Genomic DNA, 23,026 nt, shown 5'->3' with positions numbered 1-23,026 from the left:
CTTGCCGATTTCCTTGCGCGGCAAGCCGTGCCATAACGCCCCCATGACCAAGATAGATCGCACGCCGACCAAGGCGGACTTCTCGCATGTGACCGAGTGGGTTTTCGACCTCGACAACACGCTCTACCCGCATCACGTCAACCTGTTCGCGCAGATCGACAAGAACATGACGGCCTACGTCTCGACTTTGCTGCAGATGGAGCGGGACGAGGCGCGCAAGCTGCAGAAGCAATATTATCACGATCATGGCACGACGCTGCAGGGACTGATGATCCACCACGGTGTCGATCCGAACGACTTCCTCGAGAAGGCGCATGCGATCGATTATTCCAGCCTGACGGCGCAGCCCGAACTGGGCGCGGCCATCAAGGCCCTGCCGGGTCGGAAGTTCATCTTCACCAATGGAAGCGTCAAGCATGCCGAGATGGCGGCGGGCGCGCTGGGCATCCTCGAGCATTTCGATGACATCTTCGACATCGTGGCGGCGGACTTCGTGCCGAAGCCGGCGCAGGCGACCTACGACAAGTTCGCAGCGTTGAAGCGGGTGGAGACCGGCAAGGCGGCGATGTTCGAAGACCTGCCGCGCAATCTCAAGGTTCCAAAGACCCTTGGCATGCAGACAGTGTTGCTGGTGCCAAACAATCTCGAAGACACGGTTGTCGAATGGTGGGAAAAGACCAGCGGCGAGGACGATCATATCGACTTCGTGACCGACGATCTCACTGATTTTCTTGCGAAGATTACCGGTTAGGTTACGAAAGTTTTATCCAGCTTACCGATCTTTAATTGGGCGTTTTGCCACACCAGCCCTACCCTCTCATCTGTAATCCGATTGCGATTGCATATTGAAAGGAGCTGAAATGTCTCGGAACAAGCTGATACTGGCCGCACTCTCCTCCGTCTTGATCGTTGGTGCCGCAGGCACCAGTTTTGCAGCATCTCACGACAAGAAGCCTCATCGGCCTCGCCCGCAGCACAGCATGGGCATGATGATGGGCCCGCGCATGGGCGCGATCCGCGAAGTCATCTTCGTTCGCATGCTGAAGCAGTTCGACACCAACAAGGACGGCCAGATCTCCAAGCAGGAAGCCAAGGACGGCATGGAGGCAATCTTCGTCGCGATCGACACCGACAAGGACGGCTCGCTGACGCCAGGGGAAATCCGCAAGCACCGCGAAGCCATGATGGCCAAGATGAAGGCACCTGCGGATGATACCGCGGATGACGATGCAATGCCGATGGCACCGCCGGCCGATGCCGACAGCGCCCAGCCAGCACCACCGCAGGCCACCCCTGAAGGCCGCGGCATGCGTGGCGGAATGATGCGAGGCATGATGATGATGCAGCGCTTCGATACCGACGAGAACGGCCAGATTTCCAAGCAGGAAGCCGAAGCCGCCTTCGACAAGTTCTTCACCTGGATGGATCGCAACAAGGACGGGGTAATCTCGCTCGACGATATGCCGGATCGTCCATTCCCGTAAGTTTGGACTTACCGATCGATCGCAAGGCCCGTCGTTCTGGCGGGCCTTTCTATTCGTGGTGTTCGTAGAAGTCCTCGATAATCTTCCAGGCGGCATCCGCGGTGTCGACGAAGCTGATCAGATCGACATCGTCAGGCGCGATCGTGCCGAACTCGGCCAGTGCCTCGAAATTGATGATGCTGCGCCAGAACTTCTCTCCGAACAGGATGAGCGGCATCTTCTCCATGCGGCCTGTCTGAATCAGCGTCAGGCACTCAAAGAATTCGTCCAGCGTGCCGAAACCGCCGGGAAAGACCGCAATCGCCTTGGCGCGCACCATGAAGTGCATCTTGCGGATGGCGAAGTAGTGAAAGTTGAAGCTGAGCTCCGGCGTGACGTAGACGTTCGGCGCCTGCTCGTGCGGCAAAACGATATTGAGACCGATCGACGGCGCGCCTTCATCGGCGGCACCACGATTGCCGGCCTCCATGACACCAGGCCCGCCACCGGTGACAATAACGTATTCGTGGAAATCGAAGCTCGCCGAATACTTCGAGCAGAGCCGCGCAAACTTGCGTGCCTCGTCGTAGTAGACGGACGCGGCCTCGAGATTGGCCCGCTGCACCTCGTTGCGCGCCGCCCATGCGCTCTGGCCGGGAGCAGGAATACGGGCGCCACCAAACATCACCACCGTTGACTTGATGCCGCGCTCGGCGAGCAACATCTCCACCTTCAGCAGTTCGAGCTGCAGCCGGATCGGCCGCAACTCCTCGCGGCACAAAAAATCCTCGTCGACATAGGCAAGACGATAGGCCGGTGACAGGGTCTGCGGCGTCTTTGGGACGGACTCGGCTCGATGCTTGTCGACCGCACTCGTCTTGAGGGGGGCCCATACGCCATCCTTGCGCCGCAGTCTGCCGTTTCGTGCCTTTGCCATGCCTAATGCCTTTCAATACCGCCGGCTTTAAGAGCCGGTATGTCGTCCCGAGGCGTTGAAACGCCGCGGGAAAAATCATTCCATTTTACCCGTTCATGCGATAGAGCAGATCGCACCCTGCCAATCACAATTCCGGAGGCTTCGGTCTCCAACGATAAAGATCGAAGTTTAAGGAATTCCCATGAGCGCCAGCGACCTTTCCTCCCTCGAAAAGACCATCGAAGCCGCCTTCGACAACCGCGACAATGTGAATACGTCGACGAAGGGCGAAGTCCGCGACGCCGTCGAAACAGCGCTCGAACTCCTCGATGGCGGCAAGGCACGCGTTGCCGAGCGTGGCAACGACGGCGTCTGGAAGGTCAATCAATGGCTGAAGAAGGCCGTCCTCCTCTCGTTCCGCCTGAACGACATGGAAGTCGTCAAGGGCGGTTCGGGCAACTCGACCTGGTGGGACAAGGTGCCATCCAAGTTCGAAGGCTGGGGTGAAAACCAGTATCGCGCTGCCGGCTTCCGCGCCGTGCCGAACTGCGTCGTGCGTCGCTCCGCCTACATCGCCAAGAACGTCGTGCTGATGCCGTCCTTCGTCAACCTCGGCGCCTTCGTCGACGAAGGCACGATGGTCGATACCTGGGCGACCGTCGGTTCCTGCGCTCAGATCGGCAAGCATGTGCACCTCTCCGGCGGCGTCGGCATTGGCGGCGTTCTTGAGCCGATGCAGGCCGGACCAACGATCATCGAGGACAACTGCTTCATCGGCGCGCGTTCGGAAGTCGTCGAAGGCTGCATCATCCGCGAGGGCTCGGTCCTCGGCATGGGCGTTTATATCGGCAAGTCGACCAAGATCGTCGATCGCGCCACCGGCGAAGTGATGTACGGCGAAGTGCCGCCCTACTCCGTCGTCGTTGCAGGCTCGATGCCGTCGGGCAATGCCACCATGGCCAACGGCCAGCCGGCGCCGCACCTCTACTGCGCCGTCATCGTCAAGCGCGTCGACGAAAAGACCCGCTCGAAGACCGGCATCAACGAACTGCTTCGCGACTGATCAAGTCTTGAGGTTCCGGCGATCTCGTCTGAAACGATGGGTGCCTCCGAAACGCTGACGGTCGGACTTGATCCGGCAAAATGAACGGCACATTTCAACAAGGCGGTACCGCCGCCTTGCCTTTTCTTTGCCACTACCGCTGGATAGTTCCACTCCCATGACCGCTACCGATCCCGTTGCCAATCTTCAGACTCTGATTCGCTGCCCGTCCGTCACGCCCGCTGAAGGCGGCGCGCTTTCGGCGCTCGAGGCAATGCTGTCGCCGCTTGGCTTCAAGGTGGATAAGGTGAAGGCGACCGAGCCGGGAACGCCCGATATCGAGAACCTCTATGCGCGGCTCGGCGGCGAAGGCCCGCACCTGATTTTTGCCGGGCATACCGACGTCGTGCCGGTTGGCGACGAAGCCGCCTGGACGCATCCGCCCTTCGCCGCCGAGATTGCGGACGGCGAACTCTTCGGACGCGGCGCTGTCGACATGAAGGGCGGGGTCGCCTGCTTTGTCGCGGCCATTGCCCGCTATATCGAAAAGCATGGCGCACCGAAGGGCTCGGTCTCGTTCCTGATCACCGGCGATGAGGAGGGCCCGGCGATCAACGGCACGATCAAGCTGCTGCAATGGGCGGCCGAGCGCGGCGAGCGCTGGGATGCCTGCCTCGTCGGCGAGCCGACCAATCCGGACAAGCTCGGCGACATGATCAAGATCGGCCGCCGTGGCTCGCTCTCCGGCAAAATCACCGTGCATGGCGTCCAGGGCCATGCCGCTTACCCGCATCTTGCCGACAATGCGGTGCGCGGCATCCTGCAACTCACGCAAGCGCTGATGGACCCACCTTTCGACGCTGGCACCGACAATTTCCAGCCGTCCAACCTGGAAGTGACGACCATCGACGTCGGCAATCCGGCGACGAACGTCGTACCCGCCAAGGCAACGGCGAGCTTCAACATTCGCTTCAACGACACGTGGACCGCCGCGAGCCTGCAACAGGAGATCCTGCGCCGCCTCGATGCCGCGGCAGCGGAAGGCATGCTGCGCCCCGGCCGTGCGCCGCTCAAATACGATATCGTCTGGGCCGAGCGCCCGAGCCACGTCTTCCTGACCCGCAACAACGCGCTGATCGCCTCGCTGTCTTCGGCCGTCGAAAGCGTCACCGGCCAGTCCCCGAAGCTCTCCACGACGGGCGGCACGTCGGACGCCCGCTTCATCAAGGATTACTGCCCGGTCGTCGAGTTCGGCCTTGTCGGCCAGACGATGCACATGGTCGATGAACGCGTCGCAATTTCCGACCTCGAGCGACTCACGGTAATCTATGAAACCTTCATCGAGCGCTGGTTCGCTAATGCCGGGCTTTAGGGAAGTTCAGTACTATCTTGCCGGGATCTGGCTGCTGATCCGCATGGATCCGCGCGGCTTTCGCTTCCTCGACATGTCGGATCGCGGCGTCAACCGCTCGTTCTGGGCGATCTTCTGGTGCCTGCCGCCAATGGGCATCTCGTGGCTATGGTGGCGCCAGGCCTTCCTGCAAACGATGCCGCCGCATACCGACGTCGGCGCACTCTTCTATTTCAGACTCGGGCTCGTCGAGGCCGCCAATTGGTTCGTGCCGCTGGTCTTTGCAGGCTTGCTGCTGCTGGCCTTCAAGAAGGGCGAGCGTTTTGGGCCTGTTATCGTCAGCGTCAATTGGCTCGGCGTGCCGCTGTCCTACGTCAATGGGATGCTGCTCGCGCTCGTCTTCTTCCTGCCACAGCTGGTTGGCCTCGTCTCGGTGCTGCTGCTGGCCTTCATGCTTGCGCAGGTCTTTGCGATCGCACGCATCCTGAGGATGATCTTTTACGGCCAAGGCCTGATGGTTGGGGCACTCACGCTGGTGCTGCTCGTGCCATCACTGATGCTGTCGGAATACCTGCAGCGCTTTCTCGGCATTTATCCCGTCTGATCAGCGAAAAAATCAGAAGTCCTCGCCGTCGTCGCCTTCCACCGGCGAGCGCCGGTCGACGATGACGTCGGGATAGTCCACCTGCATGAAATAGAGTCCATCCGGCGGCGCGACCGGGCCACAGGCCTTGCGGTCTCGCGCATCCAACGCGGCGCGGACGTCGGCCGGCGTCCATTTGCCCTCCCCCGCGAGCTTGAGTGTTCCCGCGAAAGAACGGATCTGGTTGTGCAGGAAGCTTTGGGCCGTAGCACGAATCTCGATCAGTTCGCCGTTTCTCGTCACGTCCAGCCGATCAAGTGTTCGATTCGGACTGTTGGCCTGGCAATGTGCGGAGCGGAAGGTGGAGAAATCGTGCTTGCCGACGAGCGTCTGCGCCGCCGCATGCATGACCTCATGGTCAAGCGCTTTTGGGACCCACCATGCCTTCCCGGCCTCCAGCGCCAACGGCGCCCGGCGGCTGATGATGCGATAAAGATAATGGCGCCGCAGCGCCGAGAACCGTGCGTCGAAGAACTCGCTCGCCGCTTCCACGCTGACGATCGCGACCCGCTCCCCGGCCATCTTGAGGTGGGCGTTCAGCGCATTCTGCAATTTGAAGGCCGACCACTCCCTGGCGAGATCGGCATGGATGACCTGGCCCATTGCATGAACGCCGGAATCGGTGCGCCCCGCGCCGCGGATCGACACCGTCTCACCGCTTGCCGACAGAATCGCCTTCTCGATCGCCCCTTGGACAGACGGTCCGTTCTCCTGCCGCTGCCAGCCAACGTAAGGACCACCGTCATATTCAACGATCATGCGGTAACGATGCATCAGGGAAGCCTCGTGCCCGATGGAAGCGGTGTCCCGCGCAGGAAATCAGCGGCCGGCAACGGCTTGCCACCGGCTTTCTGCAGTCTGGTCAGGCGAACGGCGCCGGTTCCACAGGCAACGACCAGATCATCGGTCAGCAACTCGCCAGCGCTGCCGAGGCCTTGTGCGATTTCCGAGGCCAGCACCTTGACGCGCTCAGGCTTGCCGCCGATTGCCACTTCGAACCACGCGCCCGGAAACGGCGCCAGACCGCGAATGTGATTATGGATGTCAGCGGCGTCCCGCGAGAAGTCGATCCGCGTCTCGCCCTTGTCGATCTTGGCGGCGTAGAGCACACCGTCCGACGGCTGCGGCGTCAGGGGAAGATCGCCCATCTCGAGCTTGACCATTGCCTCAGCCATTGCCCTGGCCCCGACATGCATCAGCTTGTCGTGCAATTCCCCGGCCGTGGTGTCGGGGCCGATCTCGACTTCACCGGTGAGAGCCACCGGGCCGGTATCGAGCCCCTTGTCCATCTTCATCACCATCATGCCGGTCTTTTCGTCGCCGGCCATGATCGCCCGCTGAATTGGAGCAGCACCCCGCCACCGGGGCAGGAGTGAGGCATGACCATTGTAGCAGCCGTGGCGCGTGCCGGTCAGAATCGCCTCCGGCAATAGCAGTCCATAGGCAACCACAACAGCGACATCTGCATCATGCGCCCTGAAGCGCTCGCGCTCTTCCGGATCCTTGAAATTCACCGGCGTAAAGACGGGAATGCCGAGCAGCTCAGCCGCCTGGTGCACCGGCGACTTCTGCAGGTCCAACCCGCGCCGTCCGCCCGGCCGTGGCGGCTGCGTGTAGACGGCAAGAATCGTGTGACCCGCGTCGATCAGCGCTCGCAGGGTCGGGACGGAGAATTCGGGCGTGCCCATGAAGATGATGCGAAGCGACATTTCTATCCCGCCATGTTTCCGGTCAGACGTCTTCAAACGGGCTTGCGAGCTTCAGATCAAGCCCCTTCAGGCATCCGGCCCGCGAAATCGCCTGTCCAGCGAGGCTGCGTCAGCAAAGGTCCGGTTAGAGCGCCTTCGCCGACTTCGCCGCCTTTGTGAACTTCTTGATCACCATGTCCCGCTTCAGGCGAGAAATGTGGTCGATGAAGAGTACGCCGTTCAGGTGGTCAATCTCGTGCTGCAGGCAGGTCGCGAGCAGGCCGTCGGCTTGCACCGTCTGCTCCTTGCCATCACGGTCGAGATATTTGACGGTGACGGTCGCCGGGCGTTCGACTTCGGCATAATAGTCAGGGATCGAAAGGCATCCCTCCTCATATACCGAACGCTCGTCTGTCGATGCCACGACCTCCGGATTGACGAATACGAGGGGCTGCTTCTCTTCGCCCTCGCGGGAAACGTCGATGACCAGCATGCGGCGCGGCACGCCGATCTGGATGGCAGCAAGGCCGATACCGGGCGCGTCGTACATGGTTTCAAGCATGTCGTCGGCAAGTCGCTGAAGATCGGCGTCGACGCGCTCGATCGGCTTGGAAACCTGACGAAGCAGCGGATCGGGGAGAATGATGAGTGGCTTGATGGTCATGGCGTTCCCATAACGCATCTTTTTCCAGGATGGAATTATCCGGTGGGCTGGCGGAGCGCTTTTTTACGCCCCAGCCCGGAATTTCGCCGCATTCCCGTCATGCGGCGCGGCGTGTCGTGGTCATCGAACGTTGCTCGACGCCGGTACGGAAGCGCTGCAGCAGTGCAACCAGATTATCGACTTCGCCGCGCAGGCGCCGCGTCTCGGCAGAGGTGTTCTCGACCATTCCCGAGTTCTGCTGCGTGATCGTGTCCATGTTGCGGATGGCGACACTGACCTCGTTGACCCCGGTTGCCTGATCGCGCGCGGCAGCGGCGATATCGGCAACGAAGCTGTTGATGATATCGATGCGGTTGATCATGTCGTTCAGCGCCTCGCCGGTGCTGCTGACGATGTCCACTCCTTCGTTCACCTGGACCGAGCTTTCCGAAATCAGGTTCTTGATCTCCTTGGCGGCGTCGGCGGTGCGCTGCGCCAGTTGGCGGACCTCTTGCGCCACGACGGCAAAGCCCTTGCCCGCTTCGCCGGCACGCGCAGCCTCCACGCCGGCGTTCAACGCCAGCAGGTTCGTCTGGAAAGCAATCTCGTCGATGACGCCGATGATCTTGGCGATCTCGGTCGAGGATTTTTCGATGCCGGCCATCGCGGAAACGGCGCTGGTGACGAGTTCGCCGGAGTTCTTGGCCTTCTGCTGCGTCTCACGGACCGCACCGGATGCCTTTTCGGCGTTTGCGGCAGTCTGTCCGACACTGACCGAAAGCTGTTGCAGCGCCGCCGAGCTTTCCTCGACGCCAGCTGCCTGCTGGGCCGTCCGCAAGGCAAGGTCATCGGAGGCCTTGGCGATCACGTCCGTACCCCTCAGGATCTCGCCCGAGGTTGCCCGCACCGAGCCAAAGGACGCGCGAAGAGCGGCGACGGCGCGGTTATAGTCGTCGGCCATGGCTTTGAAATTACCGGGGAGATCTGGCGGCAGCGTGGCCTCGAGATCGCCGTTCGACAGCGCCTCCAGACCGCGGCGAAGATGATCGAGCGCAACGGCCTGATCCTGCTCGGCCTTTACGCGCTCTTCTTCCAGCTTGCGTCGCTTCTCTTCGAGCGCTTCCAGATAGACCGAGATCGAATAGTCCATATCGAGCATCGCGGCCTTGATGACCGCTGAAAGCTTCTCGGCCAGCACCTTGCCCTGCTGCCTGGCGAACATGGAGGGCCACTGCTTGGCCATCAGGCCCTTCACGAGTTCGCTCATCAGCAGCGCGTAGCCACCGATATACCAGCGAGGCTCGAGGCCAATACGGGCATGGGTCTTGCCCACCGTGACCACGCCTTTGACGTAGGTTTCGTCGAAGTTGCCGCCAGCCAGATTGGCCCAGTGGTCTTCCTGGCGCTTCTTGGCATGTCCCATATGCGCTTTATCGGCAAAGAAGCTTGCGACCTCAGACGTCCTTGCCAGCTTCGCGTAAAACTTGTCGAGAGCGCCGCCGAGCAACTCCGAGATTGCCGGGCGCATCTCACGCAGCGCCGCGCGGGCTCCGTCGTCCAGCTCGATGAAATCGAGGCGTTGCTTGAGCGTGCTGTCGGACTGCTGGCTGGTCATGATCTCTCTGCTTTGTAATTGATGCAAAAGGGAATTTGACCTGACCTTTTACGCAATATGGTTGAGCAAAGGTTAAATGAACTTGAGATTTGTCAACTGTCGTTTGTTCCCTCTACGAGCCAATCCTTTGGGAAGGCTTGCGAGTTGTTCACGTTTTGATCTAGCCATCCCACACGAGTTTGTTATGGTGGCGAAATGAACACCAGCTCTGAGTCGTTTCTCCTCGCCCTTTCCCGTATCAGTCCTGCCACGCTGGCGCTCGCCGGAGGCGCGATCGCGGCTCTGGTCTTGTTGCTGATCCTCCTTCTCGTCCGCAGCGGGCAGGTGCGGCGCGAGCAGGCCGAGGTAGCGAGCCTCCGTGCCGCCGAGACGGATGCTCGAATGGCCGAACTTCTGAAAATCCAGGCGGAAATGCACGGGCGCATGTCGACAATGGCCGAAGTGTTCGGCTCGAGGCAGTCCGAGCTCAACCAGGCGATCAACCAGCGTCTCGATGGTATGTCGCAGCGCGTCAGTTCGACGATCAGCGAGCAGACCAAATCGACGCACGAGAACCTGCAGCGGCTGCAGGAGCGTCTCGCCGTCATCGATGCCGCCCAGAACAACATCCAGACACTGGCGAAAGATGTCGTCGGTTTGCAGGCGATCCTCTCCAACAAGCAGACACGCGGCGCTTTCGGCCAATCGCGCATGGAGACGATTGTCGCCGACGGCCTTCCGATGGGGGCCTATGCCTTCCAACAGACGCTTTCCAATGGCTCGCGCCCGGACTGCACCATTCGCATGCCCAACGGCGCACCACCGCTGGTGATCGACGCGAAGTTCCCGCTTGAGGCCTGGAACGCGATCCGGGACGCCGGCGGACCTGACGGAGCCAAGGTCGCCTCGCAGCAGTTCCGCCGCGACATGGAAACGCACATCCGCGATATCTCCGAGAAATATCTGATCCAGGGCGAGACGCAGGACACGGCCTTCATGTTCGTGCCGTCGGAATCGATCTTCGCGGAGATCCACGAGAATTTCGAAGCGATCGTGCAGAAGGCGCACCGGTCGCGCATCGTCATCGTGTCGCCTTCGCTGCTGATGCTCTCCATCCAGGTTATTCAGGCAGTCCTGAAAGATCAGCGGATGCGGGCCCAGGCACACGTCATCCAGGGCGAAGTCGCGAACCTGATGGACGATCTCGGCCGTCTCGACGAGCGTGTTCGCAAGCTGCAGAGCCATTTTTCCATGACCCAAAGAGATGTCGACCAGATCCTCACCTCCACCGATAAGCTCACCAAGCGCGGCGCGAAAATCGAAGCTCTGGAGTTCGAGGGCGGCGACAACAGCAAGGCCGCGGCGCGGGACGGTGATGGCGCGCCAAAACCCGTCGACAGCCGCAGCGGGCTTCTGAAGCTCAGAGTGGTTGACGACGAGTAAGCCCTTCAGGCAGTGTCGCGCTCAAGAAAAGCATTGGACAGGACACTCATGATCACAGTCTTCGGCTCCATCAACATGGACCTCATCGCCACCACCGCGCGCTTGCCGAAGCCCGGCGAAACGGTTGCCGGCAACGGCTTCTCAACGGCAGCAGGCGGCAAGGGCGCCAATCAGGCACTTGCGGCGCGACGCGCCGGCCGAACCGTTCACATGGCGGGAGCCGTCGGCCGCGACGGCTTTGCGGAGCCGGCGGTTGCTCTCTTGAAGGACGCCGGCACTGGACTTGAAACCGTCAAGCAGGTCGACGAGCCGACCGGAACCGCACTGATCCTCGTCGGCGGTGACGGCGAGAACATGATTGCCGTTGTGCCTGGCGCAAACGGCACGATGACGCCGGCCGATGCCGACGTCGCGATCGACGCGATGAAGGAGGGCGACATCCTGATGCTGCAGCTCGAGGTGCCCGTTCCGGCCGTCGAGCGGGCGCTGGCCGCGGCGCGCGCCAAGAGCGTCACGTCCATCCTCAACCTGGCCCCACTGATCGAAGACGCTCCACGCCTCGGCCGCCTTGCCGACATCGTGATCGCGAACGAAACCGAGTTCGAGCGTCTTGCCGGCCAGGAAAACATGGGCACGGCGGATCGCGAGGCCGCGCTGAAACGACTCAATGCGGAGACGGGGCAAACCCTGATCGTGACGCTCGGCGCAGACGGCGTCATCGCAATCCGCGACGGCGTCATCTCCCGTGCGAAGGGATTGAAGATCGAGCCTGTCGATACAGTCGGTGCCGGCGACACCTTCTGCGGCTATTTCGCCGCGAGCCTGGACGAAGGCCTCGATTTCGAGGCATCGCTGCGGCGGGCCGCCGTCGCAGGATCGCTCGCCTGCCTCAAGCAAGGCGCTCAGCCATCGATCCCATCAAGCGCCGAAGTCGCAAACGAGCTATAGGGCAATTCGCCCCGCGACATATCGGGGCGGTTTGCCGTATGCAGCGTCTGTTTTCATTAGATTTCATTCAAATTTAATAGGTTTCCGGCGATGTTCCAGCCATCGCCGGCCTTCGCCAAGGGGTCGGCTTCTGTCACGGCTGCTCCATGAGGGGGCGACGCCCTCGTCCCCTGTGCCGATGAATGCCCCGTACGGCACATCCTTGCTTCCCGAGGAATCCATGTTCATCTTTCGCATGAAATCGCTTGCAGCCAAGCTTATCCTCATTACGGGCGTTGCCATCGCCCTCGTCCTCCTCATTTCCAACTTCTTCCTCATCGGCGAGACGCGCAACCGCGTGCGGACCCTCACCATGGACCAGGCTAATCTCGAGGCGAAGGCTATCGCCAACGAGGTTGCCTCATCCGTCGGCGAGCTGGCAGGGGCCGCGCGCTCGATGGCCGGCACGATCGGTCATGGTCAGGAGGGCAAATATCTCGACCGCAAGGCCGTTCTGGACATGCTGAAGGCAAACGTCGAGCGCAACCAGTTTGCCTTCGGCAGCTGGTTTGCCGAAGAGCCGAACGCCTTCGACGGCCAGTCGCCGTCCATGGCCGGCAAGGCCGAATTCGGCGCAGCCAAGGATGGCACATTCAACCCGTACTGGACGAAGAGCAAGGACGGCGGCTTCAGCTTCTCCACCTTCGATTCCGACTATAAGGCTGCCTGGTACGCGCTCGCCGCAGAAAGCAAGAAGGGCGCGCTGTCGCCGCCTTATGCCGAGACGACGACCGGCGAGAATACCGCGATGACGTCCATTGCCTATCCGGTGTTTTCGGGTGGCAAGATGATCGGCGTCAGCGGCGTCGACATCTCCCTCAAATCGCTCCGCGATAAGCTTTCGACGCTCCACCCCTTCGGCTCTGGCCGCGTTACGCTGCTCTCGCAGACCGGCAAATGGATTGTCTCGCCGATTCCCGAGCTTTCCATGAAGGACTATGACGGCGAAGGCACAGATGCCGTGAAGAGCGCGCTTTCGACGCTACAGCCAGCCGTCGTCAAGGACCTGAGCTACGATAGCTACGAGCCCTTCGACCGCGTCGTCTATCCCTTTGCCCTGCCCGACGTGAACACGACCTGGGTCATCCTCGTCGACGTCCCGCACTCGGCCATCAACGCGCCTGTTCAAGATCAAACCTCCATGATGGTTGTCGCCGGCATTCTCGTGCTCGCAGCCGTCATGATTGCCCTCTACCTAGCCGTCCGTTCCCTCGTCCAGCGTCCGATCGGCGGTCTCGTCGCCAGCGTCAAGGCACTCAGCGACGGCAAGTACGAGCAGCCGGTAGCCGGTCAGGATCGCGCTGACGAGATCGGCGCCGTGGCCAAGGCTCTTGAGGGCTTCCGCTTCGCACTCGCCGACACGCAGCGTCTTGAGGCCGAGGCAAACAACCAGCGCGATGCAGCCGAAACCGAGCGTGGCCGCTCGGAAGCCGAGCGGCATCAGTCGATCACGCTGCAGCGTCATATCGTGTCGATCGTCGGCTCCGGCCTGTCCGAATTGTCCCAGGGCAACCTCGGCCATCGCATCACCGAGGACTTCCCGGGCGAATACGCCAAGCTGAAGCAGGACTTCAACGCGGCTCTCGAAAGCCTCGAGGAAACCATCAACACGATGAACCTCAGCGTCGTGAACATCGGCTCCGGTACAAGCGAAATCAGCGGCAGCGCCTCCGACCTCGCCAAGCGTACGGAACAGCAGGCAGCAAGCCTGGAAGAAACGGCAGCCGCGCTCAACGAGCTCACCGCACAGGTCAACTCCAGCGCCGACAACGCCCGCACGGCGGCTGATAACGTCAACCTCGCCTGCGAGGATGCCGAAAAGTCAGGCGAAGTGGTGCGCAAGGCAATTGCTTCGATGCAGGGCATCGAGCAGTCCTCCACCGAGGTCTCGCGCATCATCGGCGTCATCGACGAGATCGCCTTCCAGACCAACCTGCTGGCCCTGAATGCCGGCGTTGAAGCCGCACGCGCCGGCGAAGCCGGCAAGGGCTTTGCCGTCGTCGCGCAGGAAGTCCGCGAGCTGGCCCAGCGTTCCGCGAACGCCGCCAAGGAGATCAAGACGCTCATCAACACTTCGGCCGTACAGGTCAAGGAAGGCGTCGATCTGGTCGGCCGCGCCGGCGATACGCTGCATAAGATCTCCGAGCAGGTCATGGGCATCAACGGCCTTATCCGCCAGATCTCCGCATCGGCCAGTGAACAGGCGATCGGACTGAAGGAGATCAACCAGGCCATGAACCAGATGGACCAGGTTACCCAGCAGAACGCAGCCATGGTCGAGGAGACGACGGCAGCCAGCATCACGCTGAACGACGAGGCCCAGACGCTGAAGCAACTCGTGACACGCTTCCGCGTATCCGGCATGAGCCACGCTTCCGCACTACGCTCGACGGCTCAGCAGATGCGCGCGCCGACTGCTGCACCGACGTATCGCCAAGCTGCAGCACCGGCACCGCGCCGCGCAGTTCCGCAGACTCAGGGCTCGGCAGCGCTCGCTCAGGACAACTGGGAAGAGTTCTAAGCCGAACTCGACGGCTTGAATGAAGAAAGGCGCCTGAGCAATCAGGCGCCTTTCTTACTGGCATATTGAATGCTCAGGCTGCGTTCGAGGTCTGCTCCTCATTGAGGAACGCATAGATCGCCGAGGCGGAGTCGGTCGCACGCAGCTTGGCGACGAGATCGTGGTCGCGCAGCACGCGGGCGATGCGCGAGAGGGCCTTGAGGTGATCAGCGCCAGCGCCTTCCGGTGCGAGGAGCAGGAACACCAGATCCACGGGTTGATCGTCCAGGGCCTCGAAATCGACGGGCTGATCGAGACGCGCGAAGATGCCGACGATGGAATGGACGCTTGCCAACTTACCGTGCGGAATAGCGATCCCGTTACCGACGCCGGTCGAGCCAAGGCGTTCGCGCTGCAGGACAACATCGAAAATTTCCCGCTCCGAAAGCCCTGTGACTTTCGACGCCTTTGCAGCCAATTCCTGGAGGAGCTGTTTCTTGGAATTTACCCTAAGGGCGGGAATGATCGCATTTTGCTGCAGCAAATCTGCCAAAGCCATTTTATTTTCCTTCTGCGCCAAGAGAGGAGAGCGGCAGCCTAACTGCCGCCCTTCGCCTTGATCTCAGCTTTTGATACTGGCTGCATCGATCCAGCCAATGTTACCGTCGTGCCGACGATAAACGATGTTCAGTTGTTCCTTGCCTGGACTGCGGAATAGCAGCAGCGGCTCATCCGTCATGTCGAGCGCCATCACGGCGGTCGCGACAGACATTGTTTTTAGTTGCTTGGTGCTTTCGGCGACGATCGCCGGCGCGAAGTCATCCGGGATCTCGTCTTCGTGGTCCGACATGCCATCCATGACGGTGTAGGCAACTTCCGCAGAACCATTCTGGTGATTTCCGGCGTAGTGATCCTTCAGCTTGCGCTTGTAGCGGCGAAGGCGCTTCTCGATCCGCTCGGAAGCGGCATCGAAGGCCAACTGCGGGTCCATCGCCTCTCCGGCGGCATGCAATACAACTCCGCTATCGAGATGAAGCTTGCAGTCGGCGGAAAAACGGGCGTTGGCCTTATGCACGATCACTTGACCAGAATACCCTCCGTCGAAGTATTTCGTGACGGCGACACCGATTTGGTCCTCGATCCGCTGACGGAACGAGTCACCAATTTCCATATGTTTACCGGATACACGCACACTCATGGAGTTTCCCTTCTTACAGTGTTTGCGGGTACCAGTTTACGCCAAGGCTCACCCTCATCCAAGCACTTCGCGCGATCCCAAGCAAGATCGGCCGAAGTTGCCGGCTTCAGGCGCCCTGAGGATGATGGGGATAACTTCCAACGCTGTCCACAGCGCCAATTGCGGCGCGCTTCTAGCCAGAAGTTACCAAAATGTCAACAGACGCATGAATTAGAATTTATGAATACACGTATCGGTAGCTCCAGGCAGCAATCAAAAACCCGCAACCTTGGCCAAAGCGCGCTTCTCCCGCCGGCGCTGGACCGAGGATGCGATGTTCATCGCTTCCCGGTATTTAGCCACCGTGCGACGGGCCAGGTCGATGCCGCCCTTCTTGAGAATAACCACGATATCGTCGTCGGAAAGCACGGATTCCGGGCTTTCCTGCGAAATCAGCGTCCGGATCTTGTGGCGTACGGCCTCGGCCGAATGGCTGTCACCGCCTTCGACGGCGCTGATCGAAACGCTGAAGAAATACTTGAGCTCGAAGAGCCCCCGCGGCGTCAGCATGTACTTGTTGGATGTGACGCGGCTGACGGTGGATTCGTGCATCTTGATGGCGTCGGCCACCGTCTTGAGGTTGAGCGGCCGCAGGTGATCGACCCCATGCATCAGGAAGGCGTCCTGCTGCCGAACGATCTCACTCGCCACCTTCATGATCGTCTTGGCGCGCTGGTCGAGGCTCCGGGTCAGCCAGTTGGCGGTCTGCAGGCATTCCGACAGAAACGCGTGATCCTCACCACTCTTGGTGACTTTTGAAAAATACGCCTGGTTGACCAGAACGCGCGGCAACGTGTCGGGATTGAGCTCGATCAGCCAGCCGCCGTCGGAGCCTGCCCGCACGACGACGTCAGGCATGATCGCTTCCGACATTCCGGTTTCGAAGCCGGCACCTGGCTTGGGATTGAGCTGCCGGATCTCGCCCAGCATGTCGAGCAGATCTTCCTCGTCCACGCCACACAGCCGCTTCAGCGTCGCGAAGTCACGCCGGGCCAGGAGCTCGAGATTGCTGACCAGCGCCTGCATGGCAGGGTCAAAGCGGTCTTTCTGCCGAAGCTGGATCGCCAGGCACTCCGCCAGATTGCGGGCGAATACACCGGGCGGATCGAGCGCCTGCAAGGCGGCGATTACACGCTCGACATCGTCGACACCCGCGCCCAGCCTGTCGGCTGCTTCCGCCGCATCGCCCTGGAGATAGCCTGCCTCATCCAGCTGATCGACGAGATGTTGAGCGATCAGGCGATCGGCCATATCGGGCAGGACAAAGGGCAACTGCTGGGCAAGATGATCGCGAAGCGAGATTTGACCGGCAACGAAATCATCGAGATCGTAACTCTCCGCCCCTTCGCCGCTGCCGGGCATCGACTTCCACTGGCTGATCAGCTCCGGAGCATCGGCGCGCTGCGGGACGCCGTCATCGGGAAACACGTTGGCATAATTGGCGTCGAGTTCGTCGCTGAGGCGGCTTGCCCCACCGCTGTTGCCACTCTCGTACCAATCGCCCGACAAGACCTCGGTTCGGCTATCGTAGCCGTCATCGGAGGGGTCTTCAGCCTGATGCGCGTAGGCCTCATCCTCCGCGCCCCCGCGCTCGCTGCCCGATTCCGCATCATTTGACGGAATCTCGAGCAGCGGGTTCTTTTCGACTTCCTGGGCAATAAACTGCGTCAGCTCGAAATGCGTCATCTGCAGCAACTGGATGGACTGCATCAGTTGCGGTGTCATCACCAGCGACTGGTTCTGGCGCAGGAAAAGATTGGCCGACAGTGCCATAGCGGACGCGAAACTCCCGTTCGTCTCCTCCGGGAAACCGCGTCCTGCCACGGGCTCAGGCCACGGAAATCCAAGTTGGCCCAAAAATTGCTTTTTTATTCTATTTGGTCAAGCGGAACTGTCACAGAAGGTGAATTTCCGCGGCGCGAGAGCGCGTCAGAGGCTGAAATTATCGCCGAGGTAAAGGCGCCGCACTTCCGGGTTGTTGACGATGTCGTTGGCACGACCGTGCGTCAGCACTTCGCCGGCATGGATGATATAGGCGCGGTCGATCAGGCCCAACGTCTCGCGCACATTGTGGTCGGTGATCAGCACGCCGATGCCGCGCGCCGTCAGATGATGCACAAGATGCTGAATGTCGGCGACGGAGATCGGATCAACGCCCGCAAACGGCTCATCGAGGAGCATGAAGGTCGGATCGGTCGCCAGCGCGCGGGCAATTTCGAGGCGGCGACGCTCGCCACCGGAAAGCGACACGGCAGCGCTCTTGCGCAGCTTGCGAATGTGAAACTCATCGAGCAGTTCGTCGAGCTTCTTCTCGCGCGCAGCCTTGTCGTTGATGTGCACTTCCAGGACGGCGCGAATATTCTCTTCGACGGTCAACCCCCGAAAGATCGACGCTTCCTGCGGCAGATATCCGACGCCCAGCCGCGAGCGACGGTACATCGGCATCGTCGTGACTTCGTTGCCGTCGATCTCGATCGTACCTTCATCAACGGGCACAAGCCCGGTGATCATATAGAAGCAGGTTGTCTTGCCGGCGCCGTTCGGACCCAGCAGGCCAACGGCCTCGCCGCGTCGAACGACCAGCGACACGCCGTTCACGACACGGCGGGTGCTATAGGTCTTGGTCAGACCGCGCGCAATCAGCGTGCCTTGGTAACGGCTTTTGTCGCCGGCGGGGGCTTCAGCAGCTTGCTGCCCGGACCTGCCGAACATGGTCGATAGCGAGAATAACTTCACGTGGTACGGCCGGGGTCAGTTCTGTTTCTGCGATTTCGGATCAAGCTGAATCTGGACGCGCCCCCCGCAGCTCTCCAGCTGTGCCTGTCCCGTCTCCATGTGCACAGTCAGCTGGCAACCCGTAAAGACGTTGGGCCCATCGGTGAGGACGACCCTGTCACCCTTGAGGATGAAAAGCTGCTTGGCCATGTCGAACGAACCGTTGTCGGCGGTAGCTGTCTGCGTGCCCGAGGTCAGGTACACCTTGTCCGTCACCACGATGTGATCAATATCGGCGTTTCCGGATGAAATCGATGCCGAAGCATTCTTGGTGTCGGCGGGCTTGGCGTCGGCGGCAGGCGCGTTCGCGTCGCCGGCCTTCGGCTTGTAGTAGACCGTCATGTGGCCGGCCTGCAGCGTCGTCTTGCCCTGCACGACCTTCACATTGCCAGTGAAATCGGCCGTGTGCTCCTTATCGTGGATCTCCAGCTTGTCGCTCTCGATCTGGATCGGTTCGTCACTGCTGAGCTTCAGCCCATCCATCTGACTGGTTGTTGCCTGCGCCAGGGCGCCTCCGGTCAACACAAGCAGCGCAACCGCGCCACTCAGAAATACTGCTCCCGCCTTGCGGGTAGAAATGCGACAAGCGTTTGTCATGGTGACCCGGCTGTTAAGTGCCCTGTTTGTGAATAGCTGAGGGATCGACGTTCATGCGTACATTTCCCTCGAATGTGATCGTCTGCCCCTTATCCGTCATCTTGACCGACTGCGCAACAATAGAGGCACCATCTTTCTGAATGCTTACGGGATCCTCGCTGGTGAGCTTCCCGCCCTTGATGTCGACCTTGGCGCTCTGGAAGTTGGCCGTCAGCCCATTGCTCAAAAGGATGGCAAAGGGAGATTTGACATCGAGATTGTCGGTCGCACGATCGTAGTCTGCGGCCGTCGCCTCGACGCGGGCGATCAGATCGTCCTTCATCGGGACGGCCGCCTTGATATTCTCAAGCGTCATCAGGTTGGGATTTTTGATATCCTGAAGCGCGCGTTCCGCCAGCATCGAATAGTTGATGCCATCCGAGTTGCGGCCGGAGATGGCGGGCTTTTCCATCACCACCTTGCCATTCTCGATCTTGGCGCCCTCGATCTTGATGTTCTCCGGCAGGTAGGTGCGGATCACGGATACACCAATGAAGATCAGCGACACCACAACGGCCGCGATCGGAAGAATGACCTTCAGGCGGCGCACCCGTGCCGAATGGAAGCGCGCAGCGACATAGGCGCTTCGCTCCGGCGTCACATAGTCAGCCTGTCCCGTGGTGTTCAAAGTATTGAGCATAACCTGGTCCATGTAGGTGATGGAGCAGCGTATATAAGCATTCTCGCGCTCGATCACAGTTCGTTTCGCATTATTACACTGACTTGCCAATATGGATTTTTTTCTGCAACAAGCAACAAAGGCGCCGACGCGTGCGAAATCTACGTGTCCGAACGGCGCAGGAGCCCTAGATTTGCGGGATCACGCGTGCTCCCCACCCCCTGGAGGAATGTATGGACAGTTCCATGATCGCCGATCGCCGCAGGCTTCGCCGCAAGGTCGGTTTCTGGCGCGTCGTCGCGGTGCTGCTGCTCGTGCTATTGGGTTACGCTGCTTACCGGGCACTCATCGGCGATATCGCGACCAGTCGGCCGCACGTCGCCCATGTGACCATTTCCGGGCTGATCACCGATGATGACGAGCTGCTGGAGCGGCTGAAGAAAATCGAAAAGAGCGATGCGGTGAAGGCCGTCATCGTCTCGATTTCCTCACCCGGGGGCACGACTTATGGCGGAGAGCGGATATTCAAGGCAATCCGCGCCATTGCCGCCAAGAAGCCTGTCGTATCCGACGTGCGCACGCTGGCCGCTTCCGCCGGCTACATGATCGCGACCGCCGGCGACATGATTATTGCCGGCGACAGCTCGATCACCGGCTCGATCGGGGTGATCTTCCAGTATCCGCAGATCAGGCCGCTGCTCGACAAGATCGGCGTTTCGATGGAAGAAATCAAATCGTCGCCCTTGAAGGCCGAACCGTCGCCATTCCATCCGGCGAGCGAAGAGGCCAAGGCCATGATCAACAACATGATTCTCGACAGCTACGGCTGGTTCGTCGATCTCGTCGCCGAGCGGCGCAAGCTGCCGCATGATGAGGTGCAGAAGCTTGCGGACGGCTCGATATTCACCGGCCGTCAGGCGCTCAAGGTCAAGCTGATCGACCAGATCGGCGGAAATGACGAGATCAGAGCCTACCTTGAGACGCGCAAGGTCAGCAAGAACCTACCTGAGGTCGATTGGGACAAGAGAAGAAACACAGCTTTCCTGCTCGCGGACAGCGCGTCTCATATCCTCACGCTGCTTGGTTATGACGATCTTGCCAAGGCGCGTGACCTCGGCGGAATCGTGCCGCAGAAGTTGCTCCTTGACGGGCTCCTTTCAGTTTGGCAGGTTGGCAATGATTGATAAGAAATCAATAATTTAAGGGGGACGAAAGTGATCAAGTCCGAACTGGTGCAGATCGTTGCAGCCCGCAACCCGCATCTTTATCATCGTGACGTCGAGAATATCGTCAACGCGGTTCTCGATGAGATAACCGACGCGCTCGCGGCCGGCAATCGCGTCGAGTTGCGCGGCTTCGGCGCCTTCTCGGTGAAGAACCGCCCGTCCCGCTCCGGCCGCAACCCGCGTACCGGCGATACCGTTTTCGTCGAGGAGAAGTGGGTTCCCTTCTTCAAGACCGGCAAGGAGCTGCGTGAGCGCCTCAACCCGGGACAGGCCGACGAAGAGGATTGATCCTCTCCCTGATGCAGCCTGCGGCAAGCCCGCACTTGAACTTGGCTCTCGGCCCACTATCCTGCTGACCAGATAAAAGCGCTGCGTCAAAGTCGACGGGCGTTGATATACGGAGGCCGAGCATGGCGAAGAAGATCACCAACCTTTTGATTTTTTTACCACTCGGAATCATTTTGATCATCTTCTGCGTCGCCAACAGGCAGGTGGTGACGCTCGCCTTCAACCCGTTTCGGCCGGACGACCAAGTCCTTTCCTTGTCAGCGCCGTTCTTCGTGTTTCTTTTCATCACGCTGATCATCGGCATGCTGGTCGGCTCGGCAGCCACCTGGCTCAATCAGGGCAAATACCGCAAGCGCGCGCGAACCGAAGCGAAAGCGGCCGTTCGCTGGCAGGCCGAGGCGGACCGCCACAAGACCCACGCCGAGGAAATTGCGGGCCATCTGCCGTCGAGGTGACGCGCACGCCAAGGGCGGACAGCGGGCCGAAATTCAGCTATGCAACCACTTGCAGCCATAGATCCGGGTTCATAGCTATATAAAATGCGACCCACTGCACATCTGCTAGGCACAGTCGTTTCGCGGCATACGAGCCCTGCCTTGCGAGGATGAGACCATGAATATCGACGAAATCCTGCGGTCAGTCGTGGCCGTTCGCTCCTCAATTCCTGATGATGCCTTTACGGCCGGCACACTCGGCACGCGCCGGGAGGGAAGTGGTGTCGTCATCAAGCCATCCGGACTGGTCCTCACCATCGGCTACCTGATCACCGAGGCCGAGGAAGTCTGGCTGACCACGCTAGACGGGCGCGTTGTCGCGGCCCATCCTCTCGCCTACGATCAGGAGACCGGGTTCGGCCTGCTTCAAGCACTGGGTGACCTCGGCCTGCCGGCATTGGAATTCGGCGACGACATCGGCGCTAACCTCGGTGATCCCGTCGTGCTGGCGGATGGAATCGGCCAGTTCGTGGAAGCCAGGATCGTGGCAAAGCAGGAATTCGCGGGTTATTGGGAATATCTGCTTGATGAGGCGATCTTCACCACGCCTGCGCATCCCTCCTGGGGAGGCGCGGCACTCATTAATGGCGACGGCAAGCTGCTTGGCATCGGGTCACTGCGGCTGCAGATGAGTCAGGGCGGCGACGCCGTCGATATCAACATGATCGTGCCGATCAATCTGCTTCCGCCAATTCTGGACGACCTGATGACCCAGGGCCGCGTCAACAAGCCACCGCGTCCATGGCTCGGCGCGTTCTCCGCAGAAAGCAACGGCGATGTGATCGTTATGAGCGTCGCCGACGGAAGTCCTGCGGACGAGGCCGGCCTGCGCCGAGGCGACATCATTTCCGAGATCCGCGACGGCGAGGTCGATGGACTTGCCGATTTCTATCGCAAGGTCTGGAGCAGCGGCCCAGCCGGCGCGGAAATCCCGATGCGGGTGGTGCGCAATGGACGCGAGGCGTGGCTGCGCATCAGGTCCGCCGATCGCAATGCTTTCCTGAAGAAGCCGCAGCTTCAATAGGCCTGCGCATCCCGGGCGGCTGGGTAGAAACTCATCTCTTCGTAGTCGCCTTCCGCCGATGAGCCGGATCCCGTGACGATGAACCCCTTGGATCGATAGAAGGCGTTCGCACGCTCATTCTTGACCAGGCATTTCAGCCGATACTTCCTGAGCGGCCAGTTCGGCAGCGTAGCGAGCAAGGCGGCGCCCGCCCCCTGCCCTTGCCAGGACTTGCTGATATAAAGCATGTGAATGAAATCGTCCGGCGGCCACAGGGTCATGAAGCCCGCGGTCTCACCGTTCGGCGCTTCTGCAATCCATAGGTCTTCGCCCTGTGTGTGGACGCTGAAATCCTCGTGGCGGAAGCTGGCCGGATCGACCCATGTGAATGTTTCGCGGCGGACGGCCAGATATATGTCGGCCAGCCTTTCCAACTCCGATTGAAGTGGCGATCTGATGGTCCACTTCACGGATGGTG

At 60.6% G+C, this 23,026-nt stretch carries 24 protein-coding genes; 12 read left to right on the top strand and 12 right to left on the bottom strand.

Annotation, left to right across the window (positions count from 1 at the left end):
* The first annotated feature begins 43 nt into the window (after window positions 1-43).
* Both IB248_RS03655 and IB248_RS03650 read left to right on the top strand, forming a co-directional pair.
* On the top strand, window positions 44-751 hold the full coding sequence (locus IB248_RS03655) for a pyrimidine 5'-nucleotidase (protein WP_025658745.1): 708 nt from the start codon (window positions 44-46) through the stop codon (window positions 749-751).
* A gap of 109 nt (window positions 752-860) precedes the next feature.
* A complete protein-coding gene (locus IB248_RS03650; RefSeq protein WP_018857712.1) occupies window positions 861-1,484 on the top strand; it encodes an EF-hand domain-containing protein in 624 nt (207 codons plus the stop codon).
* A gap of 49 nt (window positions 1,485-1,533) precedes the next feature.
* On the opposite strand, the gene IB248_RS03645 is transcribed toward IB248_RS03650, so the two are convergent.
* Window positions 1,534-2,400, bottom strand: a complete 867-nt coding sequence (locus IB248_RS03645; RefSeq protein WP_018857713.1) for an LOG family protein — start codon at window positions 2,398-2,400, stop codon at window positions 1,534-1,536.
* A 181-nt stretch (window positions 2,401-2,581) separates the two neighbouring features.
* Between IB248_RS03645 and dapD the strand changes: the two genes are divergently transcribed.
* The 3 genes from dapD (at window position 2,582) to IB248_RS03630 (ending at window position 5,376) form a co-directional block, all read left to right on the top strand.
* The gene (gene dapD / locus IB248_RS03640; RefSeq protein WP_018857714.1) at window positions 2,582-3,442 is read left to right on the top strand and encodes a 2,3,4,5-tetrahydropyridine-2,6-dicarboxylate N-succinyltransferase; all 861 of its coding nucleotides are present in this window, start codon (window positions 2,582-2,584) and stop codon (window positions 3,440-3,442) included.
* A 157-nt stretch (window positions 3,443-3,599) separates the two neighbouring features.
* Entirely contained in the window at window positions 3,600-4,793 is a 1,194-nt protein-coding gene (gene dapE / locus IB248_RS03635; RefSeq protein WP_192240330.1) for a succinyl-diaminopimelate desuccinylase, read from the top strand.
* Complete coding sequence (locus IB248_RS03630) at window positions 4,780-5,376, top strand: hypothetical protein (RefSeq protein ID WP_062371269.1); 597 nt, start codon at window positions 4,780-4,782, stop codon at window positions 5,374-5,376. Before dapE ends, IB248_RS03630 begins: the two co-directional genes overlap by 14 nt.
* A gap of 12 nt (window positions 5,377-5,388) precedes the next feature.
* Here the strand turns inward: IB248_RS03630 and truA are convergent, their stop codons facing one another.
* The 4 genes from truA to IB248_RS03610 all read right to left on the bottom strand — a co-directional run bounded on the left by truA (window position 5,389) and on the right by IB248_RS03610 (window position 9,361).
* Entirely contained in the window at window positions 5,389-6,189 is an 801-nt protein-coding gene (gene truA / locus IB248_RS03625) for a tRNA pseudouridine(38-40) synthase TruA (RefSeq protein ID WP_192240329.1), read from the bottom strand.
* Entirely contained in the window at window positions 6,189-7,124 is a 936-nt protein-coding gene (fmt, locus tag IB248_RS03620; protein ID WP_192240328.1) for a methionyl-tRNA formyltransferase, read from the bottom strand. Before fmt ends, truA begins: the two co-directional genes overlap by 1 nt.
* Window positions 7,125-7,248: 124 nt before the next feature.
* Entirely contained in the window at window positions 7,249-7,767 is a 519-nt protein-coding gene (def, locus tag IB248_RS03615) for a peptide deformylase (RefSeq protein WP_025658739.1), read from the bottom strand.
* 97 nt (window positions 7,768-7,864) lie between these two features.
* Window positions 7,865-9,361: a globin-coupled sensor protein gene (locus IB248_RS03610; RefSeq protein WP_018857720.1), complete on the bottom strand. Its 1,497-nt coding sequence runs from the start codon at window positions 9,359-9,361 to the stop codon at window positions 7,865-7,867.
* Window positions 9,362-9,556: 195 nt separating this feature from the next.
* On the opposite strand from IB248_RS03610, the gene IB248_RS03605 reads away from it, so the two are divergent.
* The 3 genes from IB248_RS03605 to IB248_RS03595 all read left to right on the top strand — a co-directional run bounded on the left by IB248_RS03605 (window position 9,557) and on the right by IB248_RS03595 (window position 14,291).
* Window positions 9,557-10,783, top strand: coding sequence for a DNA recombination protein RmuC (locus IB248_RS03605; protein WP_192240327.1), 1,227 nt, complete (start codon window positions 9,557-9,559; stop codon window positions 10,781-10,783).
* Window positions 10,784-10,831: 48 nt separating this feature from the next.
* Window positions 10,832-11,731 (top strand): ribokinase, encoded by a 900-nt coding sequence (locus IB248_RS03600; RefSeq protein ID WP_192240326.1) that lies wholly within the window; start codon window positions 10,832-10,834, stop codon window positions 11,729-11,731.
* Between the two features lie 220 nt (window positions 11,732-11,951).
* Window positions 11,952-14,291, top strand: coding sequence for a methyl-accepting chemotaxis protein (locus IB248_RS03595; RefSeq protein WP_113470572.1), 2,340 nt, complete (start codon window positions 11,952-11,954; stop codon window positions 14,289-14,291).
* Window positions 14,292-14,364: 73 nt separating this feature from the next.
* Here the strand turns inward: IB248_RS03595 and ptsN are convergent, their stop codons facing one another.
* From ptsN to lptC, 6 genes are all read right to left on the bottom strand, one after another.
* Window positions 14,365-14,829: a PTS IIA-like nitrogen regulatory protein PtsN gene (gene ptsN / locus IB248_RS03590; RefSeq protein WP_007529605.1), complete on the bottom strand. Its 465-nt coding sequence runs from the start codon at window positions 14,827-14,829 to the stop codon at window positions 14,365-14,367.
* A 63-nt stretch (window positions 14,830-14,892) separates the two neighbouring features.
* A complete protein-coding gene (gene raiA, locus IB248_RS03585; RefSeq protein ID WP_025658734.1) occupies window positions 14,893-15,468 on the bottom strand; it encodes a ribosome-associated translation inhibitor RaiA in 576 nt (191 codons plus the stop codon).
* A 252-nt stretch (window positions 15,469-15,720) separates the two neighbouring features.
* Window positions 15,721-17,280, bottom strand: coding sequence for an RNA polymerase factor sigma-54 (rpoN, locus tag IB248_RS03580; RefSeq protein WP_192240325.1), 1,560 nt, complete (start codon window positions 17,278-17,280; stop codon window positions 15,721-15,723).
* Between the two features lie 156 nt (window positions 17,281-17,436).
* On the bottom strand, window positions 17,437-18,219 hold the full coding sequence (lptB, locus tag IB248_RS03575; protein WP_018857727.1) for an LPS export ABC transporter ATP-binding protein: 783 nt from the start codon (window positions 18,217-18,219) through the stop codon (window positions 17,437-17,439).
* Window positions 18,220-18,258: 39 nt separating this feature from the next.
* Window positions 18,259-18,879, bottom strand: coding sequence for an LptA/OstA family protein (locus tag IB248_RS03570; RefSeq protein ID WP_192240324.1), 621 nt, complete (start codon window positions 18,877-18,879; stop codon window positions 18,259-18,261).
* Between the two features lie 13 nt (window positions 18,880-18,892).
* Window positions 18,893-19,558, bottom strand: coding sequence for an LPS export ABC transporter periplasmic protein LptC (lptC, locus tag IB248_RS03565; protein WP_025658730.1), 666 nt, complete (start codon window positions 19,556-19,558; stop codon window positions 18,893-18,895).
* 212 nt (window positions 19,559-19,770) lie between these two features.
* Here lptC and sppA point away from each other — a divergent pair, with 212 nt between their 5' ends.
* The 4 genes from sppA (at window position 19,771) to IB248_RS03545 (ending at window position 22,569) form a co-directional block, all read left to right on the top strand.
* Window positions 19,771-20,721 (top strand): signal peptide peptidase SppA, encoded by a 951-nt coding sequence (gene sppA / locus IB248_RS03560; protein WP_192240323.1) that lies wholly within the window; start codon window positions 19,771-19,773, stop codon window positions 20,719-20,721.
* Between the two features lie 30 nt (window positions 20,722-20,751).
* Window positions 20,752-21,051, top strand: coding sequence for an integration host factor subunit beta (locus IB248_RS03555; protein WP_003544934.1), 300 nt, complete (start codon window positions 20,752-20,754; stop codon window positions 21,049-21,051).
* Between the two features lie 122 nt (window positions 21,052-21,173).
* A complete protein-coding gene (locus IB248_RS03550) occupies window positions 21,174-21,506 on the top strand; it encodes a hypothetical protein (protein WP_018857731.1) in 333 nt (110 codons plus the stop codon).
* Between the two features lie 157 nt (window positions 21,507-21,663).
* Window positions 21,664-22,569: a S1C family serine protease gene (locus tag IB248_RS03545; protein ID WP_018857732.1), complete on the top strand. Its 906-nt coding sequence runs from the start codon at window positions 21,664-21,666 to the stop codon at window positions 22,567-22,569.
* Here the strand turns inward: IB248_RS03545 and IB248_RS03540 are convergent.
* Window positions 22,563-23,018 (bottom strand): GNAT family N-acetyltransferase, encoded by a 456-nt coding sequence (locus IB248_RS03540; RefSeq protein WP_025658727.1) that lies wholly within the window; start codon window positions 23,016-23,018, stop codon window positions 22,563-22,565. The genes IB248_RS03545 and IB248_RS03540 overlap by 7 nt on opposite strands.
* Between the last annotated feature and the right edge of the window lie 8 nt (window positions 23,019-23,026).

Origin of the sequence: Rhizobium sp. RHZ01 (assembly GCF_014851595.1) — a bacterium.
Classification (GTDB): domain Bacteria; phylum Pseudomonadota; class Alphaproteobacteria; order Rhizobiales; family Rhizobiaceae; genus Rhizobium; species Rhizobium altiplani.
The sequence above is the reverse complement of the archived record's forward strand: the minus strand, read 5'-3'. Positions and strand labels throughout refer to the sequence as shown.